Here is a 12656-nt window from a genome sequence, read left to right on the forward strand (position 1 = left end):
GCTTCAGCCCGGGAAGGTGTAAGCCGTCTTCACCGTGGTGTAGAACTCGCGGGCATAGGCACCCTGTTCGCGTGCGCCGTAGCTTGAGCCTTTGCGGCCGCCGAACGGGACGTGGTAGTCGACGCCGGCGGTCGGCAGGTTGACCATCACCATGCCGGCCTCGCTGTTGCGCTTGTAGTGCGAGGCGTATTTCAGGCTTGACGTGCAGATGCCCGAGGCAAGGCCGAACTCGGTGTCGTTGGAGATCGCCAGCGCCTCTTCATAATCCTTGGCGCGGATCACGCAGGCGACCGGACCAAAGATCTCCTCGCGGGCGATCCGCATCTGGTTGGTCGCCTCGGTGAACAGCGCCGGCTGCAGATAGAAGCCGGGCGTCTCGCGGTTCAACAATTCGCCGCCCCAGTGCAGGCGGGCGCCTTCATCCTGACCGATCTTGATGTAGCGCAGGTCCTGGTCGAGCTGGCTCTGGTCGACGACCGGGCCGACATGTACGCCGCTCTTCAGCGCGTCGTCCACCGAAAGTCCCTTCATGCGCTCGGTCATCGCGGCGACGAAGCGGTCGTGAATTCCCGCGGTGACGATCAGGCGCGAGGACGCCGTGCAGCGCTGGCCGGTCGAGAAATAGGCGCCGTTGACGGCGACCTCGACCGCGACCTTCACGTCGGCGTCGTCGAGCACGACCAGCGGGTTCTTGCCGCCCATCTCGAGCTGGAACTTCTTCATGGGGTTGGAGAGCACGCAGGCCTGCGCGATCTTGCGGCCGGTCTGCACCGAGCCGGTGAACGAGATCGCGGCAACGTCGGGATGATCGAGCAGGGTCTGGCCGACCACCGAGCCCGAGCCGACCACGAGGTTGAAGACCCCCGCCGGAATGCCGGAACGCGCGATGATCTCGGACAGTGCATGGGCGGAGCCCGGCACCAGCTCGGCCGGCTTGAACACCACGGCGTTGCCGTAACACAGCGCCGGCGCGATCTTCCACGCCGGGATCGCGATCGGGAAATTCCACGGCGTGATCATGCCGACAACGCCGACCGGCTCGCGGGTGATCTCGACGTCGAGGCCGGGGCGCACCGATGCGCCCTTCTCGCCCATCAGCCGCAGCGCTTCGCCGGCAAAGAACGCAAAGATCTGCCCGGCGCGCGCCACCTCGCCGATGCCTTCCGGCAGCGTCTTGCCCTCCTCGCGGGCGAGCAGGCGGCCGAGCTCTTCCTTGCGGGCGAGGATTTCGACCGAGATCCTGGTCAGCGCGTCGAAGCGCTCCTGCGGCGTCGAGCGCGCCCAGGCCGGGAAGGCGGCCTTCGCCGCGGCGATCGCCTTTTCGGTCTGCGCCTTGTCGGCCTTGGCGTATTCGCCGACGACATCGGTCGTGTTGGAGGGGTTGATGTCCCGCGTGATGCCTGTTCCGTCGACCCATTCGCCGGCGATGAAGTTCTTCTGGTGAGCGGTCATGTTTCCAACCTTTCTTGTTAGCGCACGAGGCAGGGACGCTTGTCGTCGAAGGTCCACCCCTGGATCAGGAACTGCATGGCCAGCGCGTCGTCGCGGGCGCCGAGACCATGCTGCTTGTATAGCGCGTTCGCGGCCTCGATGGCACCGCGATCGAGCTCGATGCCGAGGCCCGGCCGATCCGGGATAGCGATCTTGCCGCCCTTGATCTGCAGCGGCTGGCGCGTCAACGCCTGGCCGTCCTGCCAGATCCAGTGGGTGTCGATCGCGGTCACCTTGCCGGGCGCGGCGGCGCCGACATGGGTGAACATCGCCAGCGATATGTCGAAATGGTTGTTGGAGTGCGAGCCCCAGGTCAGGCCGTTGTCGTGGCAGGTCTGCGCCACCCGCACCGAGCCCTGCATGGTCCAGAAATGCGGGTCGGCGAGTGGAATGTCGACCGCGCCAAGCCGCAGCGCGTGCGAGAGCTGGCGCCAATCGGTCGCGATCATGTTGGTCGCGGTCGGCAGCCCGGTGGCGCGGCGGAACTCGGCCATGATCTCGCGGCCGGAGAAGCCGGCCTCGGCCCCGCATGGATCCTCAGCATAGGCGAGCACGCCATGCATGTTGCTGCACAGCCGGATCGCCTCGTCGAGCGACCATGCGCCGTTCGGGTCGAGCGTGACACGCGCCTTCGGAAAGCGTTTTGCAATTGCGGTGACGGCCTCGATCTCCTCTTCGCCCGTGAGCACGCCGCCCTTGAGCTTGAAATCGGCAAAGCCGTAATGCGCCTGCGTCGCCTCGGCGAGCCGCACGATCGCCTCCGGCGTCATTGCCACCTGATGGCGCAGATCGAACCAGTCGGGCTTGCCGGTCTCGCCCTCGACGTAAGGCAGGTTGGTCTTCCTGCGATCGCCGACAAAGAAGAGATAGCCGAGCGTCTCGACGCTGGCGCGCTGCTGGCCTTCGCCGAGCAGCGCTGCGACCGGGAGATTGAGATGCTGGCCGAGCAGATCGAGCAGCGCGGATTCGACCGCGGTCACAGCATGGATGGTGACGCGGAGGTCAAACGTCTGCTTGCCGCGGCCGCCGGCGTCGCGATCGGCGAAGGCCTGGCGCATCGAGGCCAGGATGTTGTTGCAGGCGCCGATGGTCTGGCCGACGACGAGGTCGCTTGCGTCCTCGAGCGTCTTCTTGATCTTCTCGCCGCCCGGCACCTCGCCGACGCCGGTGTGGCCGGAGTTGTCGGTGAGGATAACGAGGTTGCGGGTGAAGAACGGCGCATGCGCGCCGCTCAGATTGAGGAGCATGCCGTCGCGGCCGGCGACCGGGATCACCTCCATCGCCGTGACAACGGGTGCCCCGGCAAAGCCGGTGCGGATCGTGTCCTGGATCATCTGCTCCTCCCCTTCGTCCTTTGCTGTTTTCCTGGCCGTTCGGCTTATTCCGCCGCCTGCTGCGCGGCGGCCTGCGGCAGCTTGGCGACCAGCGCCGCGAGCTCGGCGATCTCCTGCTCGGTAAGATCGGTCAGCGGCGGCCGCACCGGGCCGGAGTAGCGGCCGATCACCTTCATGCCGGCCTTGATAATCGACACCGCATAACCCTTCTTGCGGTTGCGTATCGCGATCAGCGGCAGGATGAAATCCTTCAGGCCTGCATGGATGGTCTGATGATCGCGCCGGCGCACCGCGGCGTAGAATTTGGTGGCGAATTCGGGCACGAAGTTGAACACCGCCGACGAATAGGTGGTCACGCCCATGTCGAGATAGGGCAGGGCAAAGGTCTCCGCGGTCGGCAGGCCGCCGATATAAGTCAGGCGGTCGCCGAGCCGGGTGTAGACACGGGTCATCAGCTCGATATCGCCGATGCCGTCCTTGTAGCCGACGAGGTTCGGGCAGCGCTCGCAGAGGCGCGCCAGCGTATCAGGCTGCAGGATCGCATTGTCGCGGTTGTAGACGATGACGCCGATCTTAACCGATGCGCACACCGCCTCGACATGGGCAGCGAGGCCGTCCTGCTCGGCATGCGTGAGATAGGGCGGCAGCAGCAGCAGGCCGTCGGCGCCGGCCTTCTCGGCGCCAACCGCGATCTCGCGCGCGATCGCGGTGCCGTAGCCGGTGCCGGCCAGCACGGGAACGCGGCCCTTGGTCTCGTCGACCGCGATCTTCACGACGTGGGGAACTTCACTCGGCGTCAGCGAGAAGAACTCGCCGGTGCCGCCGGCGGCGAACAGGCCGGCGACGTCATAGCCGCACAGCCAGTCCATGTTGGCGCGATAGGTCGCCTCGTCGAACGAATAGTCCGCGTTGAACGGGGTCACGGGGAAGGACAGGAGGCCGCCACCGATTCTAGCGGCCATCTCCTGAGGGGTCATCTTGCTCATGGCGCCACTCCTTGAATGTTTCTGGGAACGGGATGCGCGAGCAGCGCGCGTCCATGGCGGAATTTCTAGGGAATGGTTCGATGCGCGTCCAAGCCAAACGCGGTATCGAGCGATGCTAACTCTGCATCAATCGCCGCGCAGATGCGGCGCTGCGATTTCGGTCGCGATCTCGATCAGCGACGGCAGCAACTGGTTCTCGTGATCGCGCCGCCATACCATGAACAGCTCGACCGGCACGGGCGATCGCAGCTTCAGCGGCTTCAACTTGACGTCCGCGATCTTCAGGCTGGCGGCCGCTTCCGGCACGATCGCTACGCCAAGCCCGGCGCGCACCATAGCGAGGATCGAATGGATCTGGCTGAGATGCTGCACATAGCGCGGCAGCACGTCGGCGCGCGTGAACATCGACACCAAGAGATCGTGGAAGTAGCGCGCCTCGTAGGGCGAATACATCACGAAGGGCTGGTCGTCGAAATCCTTAATGCTCACGGTCTCGGCCGCGGCCAGCGGATGCTTCTTCGGGATCGCGGCGAGCAGCGGCTCGGCCACGACGCGCCGGCTGGCGAATTCCGGCCGCGCGATCGGCGGACGCAGCAGGCCGGCATCGATCTGCCCGGTGGTGAGCGCCTCGAACTGATCGCCGGAGACCATCTCCTTCAGCGAAAAATCGACCTCCGGCAGCCGTGAGCGGCAGGCCGCGATCAGGTCGGGCAGGAAGCCGTAGGCGGCCGCCGCGGTGAAGCCGATCTTGAGCGAGCCGGTCTTGCCGAGCGCGATGCGGCGGGCGACCTGCGAGGCGGATTCCGCGAGCTTGAGGATGCGCCGCGCCTCGGGCAGGAAGCTGCGTCCCGCCGGCGTCAGCCGCACCGAGCGGCTGGTGCGTTCCAGCAGCGGCGCGTCGATGATGTGCTCGAGCACCTGGATCTGCCGGCTCAGCGGCGGCTGCGTCATGTTGAGCCGCGTCGCGGCGCGGCCGAAGTGCAATTCTTCGGCCACCGTGACAAAGCAGCGGAGCTGGCTCAGGTCGAACATCGATGCAAGCCCGGAATTGATCGCGCGGGGATTTGTACGTTCTAGCATCGATGCCTCCCACTGGCCAAGAAGACAAACAAGCAGACAAAAAAGCAGACAAAGACGGCGGCCGAAGCCGCTGTTTGGTTTTCTGCTCCCTCTCCCCGCAGAAGGGCGGGGAGAGGTGAAGCGCGTTCACGCAGCCTTCAGCTGCACCCGCTTGATCTCGCCGACGATGAACAGATAGGCGATCGCCGCGACCAGCGCGTTGGCACCGACGAACACCAGCGCGCCGTTGAACGAGCCGGTGGCGGCCAGAATGTAGCCGATGACGATCGGCGTCGTGATCGAGGACAGGTTACCGAAGGTGTTGAACAAGCCGCCGGAGACGCCGCCGGCTTCCTTCGGCGAGGTGTCGGAGACGACCGCCCAGCCGAGCGCGCCGATGCCCTTGCCGAAGAAGGCGAGCGCCATGAAGCCGACCACCAGTGCCTGGCCGTCGACATAGTTGCAGGCGATGATCGACATCGACAGCAGCATGCCGCCGACGATCGGGATCTTGCGCGCTATGGTCAGCGAGCCGGTGCGGCACAGGATATAGTCCGAGATCACGCCGCCGAGCACGCCGCCGATGAAGCCGCACAGCGCCGGCAAGGTCGCGACGAAGCCGGCCTGCAGGATCGAGAGCCCGCGCTCCTTCACCAGATAGACCGGGAACCAGGTCAGGAAGAAATAGGTCAGGGTGTTGATGCAGTATTGGCCAATATAGACGCCGAGCATCATGCGGTTGGCGAGCAATTGGCGGATGTGGTCCCAGCTGGGGCCGCTGTCCTGGGTCTTGCCGGCCTTCGCCGCGTCCATGTCGACCAGCGCGCCGCCCTGCTTGATGTAGTCGAACTCGGCCTCGTTGATCGCGGGGTGCTCCTTCGGCTCGTAGATGGTCTTGATCCAGGCAATGCCCATGACGATGCCGAGCGCACCCATCACGTAGAACACATGGCGCCAGCCATACTCATGGGCGATCCAGCCCATCAGCGGCGCGAAGATCACGGTGGCGAAATACTGCCCCGAATTGAAGAAGGCCGAGGCGGTACCGCGTTCATTGCCGGGGAACCAGGAGGCGACGATGCGGGCATTGGCCGGGAATGACGGCGCCTCGGCGATGCCGACCAGGAAGCGCAGGGCGAACAACAGGACCACGGCCGCGCCCGCGGACAGGAATCCGACCAGGCCCTGCATCGCGGTGAAGATCGACCAGACGATGATGCTGAGCGCATAGACCCATTTGGAGCCGAAGCGGTCGAGCAGCCAGCCGCACGGCACCTGGGCGACCACATAGGACCAGCCGAACGCCGAGAACACGTAGCCCATCGCGACGGGATCGAGATGCAGTTCCTTGGAAAGGGCGGGGCCGGCGATCGAGAGCGTGGCGCGATCGGCATAGTTCACGGTGGTGACGAGAAACAACATCGTCACGATCAAGAGCCGGACGCGGGATCGCCGCGTGTCTGCGGCGGACACAATTGCGCTCATTAGCGCCTCCTCGAAAATTTCCTCAGGGTCTGTCCTAGAGAGATGACGACAATGGGTCCAAGCCGAAACGGGTATTGATCCATACCGATTTTGAATGGATCGGCCCGGTGTCATTCCACCTTCGCCGCTATTGCCAGGGTTTCGCATTTAGTGTACCAATAGTACAGTTATTAAGGGCGCAGCGTTGCGCCCGGCTGCTCGAGGTCGAATGCTGATGACCACGCCGCGCGACTATGAGGTGTTCGAGGCAGGCGATGTGACGCTGCAGGGCGGTGCCGTGTTTCCGCAACTGAGGCTCGCCTACAAGACCTATGGCACGCTGAATGCGGCGCGGGACAACGTCATCCTCTATCCGACGTCGTTCGCCGCACAGCACACCGACATCGAATGGCTGGTACAGCCGGGCGGCGCGCTCGATCCCGAGCGCTACTTCATCGTCATCGCGAATCTGTTCGGCAATGGCCTGTCTTCCTCGCCGTCGAATTCGGTCGAGGTGCTCGGCGGCGCGCCGTTTCCTGCCTTCACCTATCATGACGCGGTCGCGATCCAGCGGCGGCTGCTGGTCGAGCGGTTCGGCGTGACCAGGCTCGCGCTGGTCTATGGTTGGTCGATGGGCGGCATGCAGGCCTATCACTGGGCCGCGCGGTATCCCGACATGGTCGAGCGCGCGGCCGTGGTCTGCGGCAGCGCGCGGTGCTCGCCGTATAATCATTTGTTCCTCGAAGGTGTGAAGGCCGCGCTGACCGCCGACCCGGCCTACCGGGACGGCCGCTTCGTCAGCAAGCCCGCGGCGGGCCTTCGTGCGATGGGGCGCGTCTACGCCGGCTGGGCGATGTCGCATGAGTTCTATCGCGAGGAAGTCTGGCGCGCGGCCGGCTTCAACTCGCTGGAAGACTACCTCGCGGGATCCTGGGACGGTGCCTTCGCGCGGCGCGATGCGAATGATCTGATGGCGCAGATCGCGATCTGGCAGGCCGGCGATATCAGCCGTTGCGATCAATTCGGCGGCGACTTCGACCGGGCGCTGGCCGCGATCAAGGCGCATGTCCTGCTGATGCCAGGGCGTACCGATCGCTATTTCGACCCGCGCGACAACGAGGCTGAACTCGGCCGCCTGGTCAACGCGCGCTCGGCCGCGCTGCATGCGATTCCGTCGATCCACGGGCACCGGGCCGGAAATCCCACCAACAACGCCGAAGACCGCGCCTTCATCAACGCCGAAATCTCGGCGCTGCTGCAACGCTGACAGGTGAGACGACCATGAGCACCGCAGAGACCAGTGACGCCGGACCCCGCCTGAAGCCGCTCAGCCCGCTGACCTTGCGCGATTTGTCGACCAAGTCGAACCTTGCCGGCGCGGTGCGCGCGGCAAGCCATTACGGGATGATCGTCATCGTCGGCGCGCTGATCTCCCTGGTCTCATCGCGCTACGGTCTGCCATGGGCGCTGCCGCTGATTGCCGTGCAGGGCTACTTCGTCGCATTCCTGTTCATGGTGGTGCATGAGACCGCGCACAAGACGGCGTTCCGCAGTCCAGCGCTCAATCTTGTCGTAGGCAATCTGTCCGCCTTCATGATCGGACTGCCCTACCAGTATTACTGCCTGTTCCACTGGGACCATCATCGCTACACGCAGGATCCGGAGAAAGACCCGGAGCTGATCGTCGGCCCCAAGCCCGCGTCGGACACCCAGCTGGCGATCGCCTATTCGGGACTGCTGCAGGTGTTGGTTCGCATCCGCCTGATGTTTTGGCATGCACTCACCGGAAAGGTGGTCGTGCCGTGGATTCCGGAGCACAAGCGCGCCTCGATCGTGCTGGAGGCGCGGCTCTATCTCGCGGGCTATCTGCTGTTGCTCGCGGCCTCGTTCGCGCTGCACAGTGCGATCCTGCTGTGGGTGTGGATCGTGCCGCTCCTGGCCGGTCAGCTCATCCTGCGCCCCTATCTCTATGCCGAGCACACCGGCTGCGAGCGGACGCGGAGCGCGTTCGAGAACACGCGCACAACGATGACCAGCAGGATCATGAAATGGTTCGCCTGGAACATGCCTTACCATGTCGAGCACCACGCCTATCCCACGGTGCCGTTCCATGCGCTGCCGAAGCTGAACGCTATCGTCGATGGCCACATCGTGTATCGCGGCAGCAGTTACCGGGCCGTCACGCGCGAGACCTGGGTCTGGTTCCGCCGTCAGCGCCAACGCTCTGCTTGATAGTCAAGCGTCCGTGCGCGGCCGCAGCACCAGATTGACGAGATTGCGGGCGTAGGCCGGCGTCAGCGGCTTGATGCCGAAGACGTAGCGGTAGAACAGGCTGCCGTAGATTGCGTCATAAATATCGCCGGGTACGCCCGGTGCGCCGATGCTGCCGTCCTTCTGGCCGGCGGCGATGATCTCCAGCATCTTGCTGCGGCGCAGGCCGAGGTAACGCTCGTAGAACAGTTCTGCCGTGCTGGTCTTCGAGATGCATTCCGAGATCACGGCAAGCTGCACGCGGCCGAACTCGCCCTGCAACGCCTCGACATAGGTTGCAACGTGGCGGCGGATGCGGGCCACCGGACTGCCGGTTTCGGGCAGCGGCACGGCCCGCGAGGCCTGGTCGAGGAAGGCATCGATCAGCAAGGCTTCGCGCGACGGCCACCATTTGTAGATCGTCATCTTCGAGACGTTGGAATGCCTGGCGATCGCGTCGATGGTGGTCGCGGCGAGGCCGGTCGTCGCCATCAGTTGATAGGCGCCTTCCAGGATCGCGGCCGTGGTCGCGGCGGAACGCGGCCGCCCGCGCCGCCCCGTTGCCGCTTCCTCTGTCTGCGTCTTGCCGCTGGCCATGGCCGGACTTCGCGTCCTGCGTCTTTCAATCATTGCGCTGCATGCGGGCATAGCATGAAATCGCGCTCGGTTTCAGATCGTCGCCGTCGCTGATAGTGTACAACGCGCAGGCCAGAGCTTGCGTGCGGCACATTGCCCTCGCTCTGTCCAGCTCAGCCGCCGATCCAACAGGAGTGTCCCCGTGAAGGCCGTCTACAGTGATCTGCACCGCAGCCATGATCCGCAATTCTTCCTTGTCCGCGGTGTGGTCCAGCGTACCACCGAACAGCCCGAACGCGCCGACCGCCTGCTGGCGGGCCTGAAGGCCGGCAAGCACACGCTGATCGAGCCGACCAAGTTCGGGCAGGGGCCACGGGCGCGCGTGCACAGTCCGGAATATCTGAGCTTTCTCGCGGACGCCTGGGACGAATGGTCGGCGCTCGGCAATGCCGGACCGGAGATGATCGCGAACATCCACCCGGTGCGCAATGCCGGCACGTACCCTGCTCATATCGTCGGCAAGCTCGGCTGGCACACGATGGACACCGCAGCCCCGATCGGTCCCGGCACCTGGGCCGGCGCCTGCGCCGCGAGCGACGTGGCGGTCACCGCCGCGCAGATGGTGCTCGACGGCGAGGACGCCGTCTACGCGCTTTGCCGCCCGCCCGGTCACCACGCCTATCGCGACCTCGCCGGCGGCTTCTGCTTCCTCAACAACAGCGCGATCGCGGCCGAGCATCTGCGCCAGAAGCATGAGCGCGTCGCGATCCTCGACGTCGACGTGCATCACGGCAACGGCACGCAGGGCATCTTCTACGAGCGGCCGGATGTCTTCACCGTCTCGATCCACGCCGATCCGTCGTTCTTCTACCCCTTCGTCTGGGGCTATGCGCATGAGCGCGGCGCCGCAGGTGGCTTCGGCACCAATCTCAACATTCCCCTCGCCAAGGGCACCGGTGACGACGACTACATGAAGGCGCTCGCGGTGGCGGAGAAGGCGATCCGCTCCTTCGCCCCGACCGCGCTCGTGGTCGCGCTCGGTCTCGACGCCTCCGAGAAGGACCCGCTCGCCGGTCTCGCCGTCACCACCGACGGCTTCCGTCGTATCGGCGAGGGACTGGCCCGATTCGGACTGCCGACGGTGCTGGTGCAGGAGGGCGGCTATCTCTCCGACATCCTCGGCGCCAATCTGACGGCAGTGCTCGGCGGGTTTGAGGCCGCGCGCTAGCGCGGCTTTGGGCGAGGTGGCGACCGGTCCGCGCGAACAAAGCCCGTCAAGGCCGGAATCCGGAGCATCGGCCTTGATTGGTCAAAGCCGATACCCCGGCCGCGAGGCGCGCAACAGAACGTCGTGGACTTGCGTGTCCGCAACCAAAATCACATCATGCCGTTGGTATTCGGCGCTGGCTTATGATTCTGCCTGGCGACTTCAGCCGGCCAGGTGGACAGCAACGCGAGGACGGCCATGAGTGACCTGCTTCGCATCGCCATCGTCGGCTATGGCGAGATCGCGTGCCGGCAGCACGTGCCTGCGATCGCGAAGACGTCAGGCGTGGCTCTCGTTGCGGTGGCCGATCCCGTCAAGACCCCGCCCGGCCTGCCGCATTTCCGTGATTTGCAGGAGTTGTTGCGCGACGGGCCGGAGATCGACGCGGTCGCGCTGTGTACGCCACCGCAGATGCGCCACGCGCAGGCCGCCGCCGCGCTCGCCTCGGGCAAGCACGTGCTGCTGGAGAAGCCGCCGGGCACGACGTTAAGCGAACTCAAGCCGCTGATCGCGGCCGCGCAGGAGGCGGGTCGGACATTGTTTGCCACATGGCATTCACGCTATGCGGCCGCGGTCGGTCCTGCGCGGCAATTGCTCGCGAGACGCACCATCAACAAGGTCACCATCATCTGGAAGGAAGACGTGCGCGTCTGGCACCCAGGCCAGGCCTGGATCTTCGAGGCGGGTGGCTTCGGCGTGTTCGATCCCGGCATCAACGCGCTGTCGATCCTGACCGAGATCCTGCCGCGTGCGGTCTTTATCAGGAGCGCGGCGTTGGACTTTCCGTCCAATCGGGAGGCGCCGATTGCGGCAGAGATCGAACTCTCCGACGCGGGCGGCTTGCCAATTCACGCCGAATTCGATTTCCGCCAGACCGGATCGCCGAGCTGGGACATCCTGTGCGAAACCGAGGCCGGGCCCGTGACGCTGTCGAAAGGTGGAAGGCAACTGCGCGATGGCGGCAGGCTGGTGGTCGATGCGCCGGATGAGGAATATCCCGCGCTGTACCGCCGCTTCGTCGCGCTGACCTCGGAAGGAAAATCCGATGTCGACCTCGCGCCCTTGCGGCTTGTCGCCGATAGCTTCATGCTCGGGCGACGGCGCCTGGTCGAGGCGTTCGAGGACTGACAATGACATCAGCCAGCATTGGTCGCGCTCCCTTCGGCAAATTGCACGACGGCACCGTGGTCGAGCGCGTGATCTTGCGCGGCGAACATGGTTTTGAGGCCGCCATCCTTCCGTTCGGCGCCACGCTGCAGGCGCTGCTTGCGCCGGATCGTGACGGGCATTGCGACGACATCGTGCTTGGCCACGATGAGCTCGACGGCTATCTCGCACAGCGCAAATTCTTCGGCGCGACGATCGGGCGCTATGCCAACCGGATCGCCGGTGCGCGCTTCTTGCTCGATGGCGAGACCGTGCAGCTTGACGCCAACAACGGTCCCAACGCGCTGCACGGCGGCCTGCAGGGCTTTGATCGCAAGCTGTGGCGGATCGTCGAACTATCGGATGATCCGGGACCGACACTGGTGCTGGAGCGCGAGAGCCCGCATGGCGAGGAGGGCTATCCGGGCAATCTCGCGGCGCGCGTGACCTATCGCGTGCGCAGTCCGATGGAGCTCTCGGTCACCTACGAGGCGACGACCGACCGGCCGACATGCCTCAATCTCACCAATCATAGTTTCTTCAATCTCGAGGGCGCGCGCTCGGGCATGCAGATCCTCGATCACCGGCTGACGATCGTCTCCGACCATTTCCTCGCGGTGGATGCCACGGCGATGCCGCTCCACGAACCGCCGCGGCCGGTCGACGGCACGCCGTTCGACTTCCGCAAGCCTACAGCCATCGGCGCGCGGATCAGGATGAATGACGAGCAGCTGCGGCTCGGGCGCGGCTATGACCACAATTTCTGTCTGGCCAAGGGGGCGGGCCTTTGCCTTGCTGCGCGCCTCGAGGCGCCGCACAGCGGCCGCGTGATGGAGCTGTTCACCGATCAGCCGGGACTGCAGTTCTATACCGGCAATTTCCTCGACGGCTCGACCGCCGGCAAGGGCGATCGTCTGTACCGGCAATCCGACGCGCTCTGTCTCGAGCCGCATGCCTGGCCGGATACGCCGAACCGGCCCGACTTCCCGTCGGCGCGGCTCGATCCAGGACAGCTCTATCGGCGCAGCATCGTCTACCGCTTCTCAACCGCGTGAGTGACGCCATGACCGACCGTGCCGCCGA

Annotated in this window: 11 protein-coding genes; 5 read left to right on the forward strand and 6 right to left on the reverse strand. The window is 65.3% G+C overall.

The features are described from left to right. Positions 1 to 3 precede the first annotated feature (3 nt). The 5 genes from J2R76_RS35295 to J2R76_RS35315 form a co-directional block, all read right to left on the reverse strand. Positions 4 to 1452 (reverse strand): aldehyde dehydrogenase family protein, encoded by a 1449-nt coding sequence (locus J2R76_RS35295; protein WP_253625536.1) that lies wholly within the window; start codon positions 1450 to 1452, stop codon positions 4 to 6. A gap of 17 nt (positions 1453 to 1469) precedes the next feature. Next, positions 1470 to 2825 carry a glucarate dehydratase gene (gene gudD / locus J2R76_RS35300; protein ID WP_253625537.1) on the reverse strand — a complete coding sequence of 452 codons (1356 nt, stop codon included), beginning with the start codon at positions 2823 to 2825 and terminating at the stop codon, positions 1470 to 1472. A 44-nt stretch (positions 2826 to 2869) separates the two neighbouring features. Further along, positions 2870 to 3811: a 5-dehydro-4-deoxyglucarate dehydratase gene (kdgD, locus tag J2R76_RS35305; RefSeq protein WP_253625538.1), complete on the reverse strand. Its 942-nt coding sequence runs from the start codon at positions 3809 to 3811 to the stop codon at positions 2870 to 2872. Between the two features lie 126 nt (positions 3812 to 3937). Further along, positions 3938 to 4843: a LysR substrate-binding domain-containing protein gene (locus J2R76_RS35310; RefSeq protein WP_141340767.1), complete on the reverse strand. Its 906-nt coding sequence runs from the start codon at positions 4841 to 4843 to the stop codon at positions 3938 to 3940. Positions 4844 to 5017: 174 nt separating this feature from the next. Beyond that, positions 5018 to 6355, reverse strand: a complete 1338-nt coding sequence (locus J2R76_RS35315) for an MFS transporter (RefSeq protein WP_168857275.1) — start codon at positions 6353 to 6355, stop codon at positions 5018 to 5020. Between the two features lie 214 nt (positions 6356 to 6569). On the opposite strand from J2R76_RS35315, the gene J2R76_RS35320 reads away from it, so the two are divergent. Together J2R76_RS35320 and J2R76_RS35325 are read left to right on the forward strand one after the other, a co-directional pair. Beyond that, entirely contained in the window at positions 6570 to 7601 is a 1032-nt protein-coding gene (locus tag J2R76_RS35320; RefSeq protein WP_168857292.1) for an alpha/beta fold hydrolase, read from the forward strand. Positions 7602 to 7615: 14 nt separating this feature from the next. Continuing rightward, the gene (locus J2R76_RS35325; protein WP_253625539.1) at positions 7616 to 8566 is read left to right on the forward strand and encodes a fatty acid desaturase; all 951 of its coding nucleotides are present in this window, start codon (positions 7616 to 7618) and stop codon (positions 8564 to 8566) included. Positions 8567 to 8569: 3 nt separating this feature from the next. On the opposite strand, the gene J2R76_RS35330 is transcribed toward J2R76_RS35325, so the two are convergent. Beyond that, positions 8570 to 9181: a TetR/AcrR family transcriptional regulator gene (locus J2R76_RS35330; protein WP_057016914.1), complete on the reverse strand. Its 612-nt coding sequence runs from the start codon at positions 9179 to 9181 to the stop codon at positions 8570 to 8572. A 181-nt stretch (positions 9182 to 9362) separates the two neighbouring features. Between J2R76_RS35330 and J2R76_RS35335 the strand changes: the two genes are divergently transcribed. The 3 genes from J2R76_RS35335 (at position 9363) to J2R76_RS35345 (ending at position 12628) form a co-directional block, all read left to right on the forward strand. Beyond that, on the forward strand, positions 9363 to 10388 hold the full coding sequence (locus J2R76_RS35335; RefSeq protein WP_253625540.1) for a histone deacetylase family protein: 1026 nt from the start codon (positions 9363 to 9365) through the stop codon (positions 10386 to 10388). Positions 10389 to 10625: 237 nt separating this feature from the next. Next, positions 10626 to 11555, forward strand: a complete 930-nt coding sequence (locus tag J2R76_RS35340) for a Gfo/Idh/MocA family protein (protein WP_253625541.1) — start codon at positions 10626 to 10628, stop codon at positions 11553 to 11555. A 2-nt stretch (positions 11556 to 11557) separates the two neighbouring features. Further along, positions 11558 to 12628 carry an aldose epimerase family protein gene (locus tag J2R76_RS35345; RefSeq protein WP_253625542.1) on the forward strand — a complete coding sequence of 357 codons (1071 nt, stop codon included), beginning with the start codon at positions 11558 to 11560 and terminating at the stop codon, positions 12626 to 12628. Positions 12629 to 12656 lie beyond the last annotated feature (28 nt).

This window comes from Bradyrhizobium sp. USDA 4532 (assembly GCF_024171315.1).
GTDB lineage: Bacteria > Pseudomonadota > Alphaproteobacteria > Rhizobiales > Xanthobacteraceae > Bradyrhizobium > Bradyrhizobium australafricanum.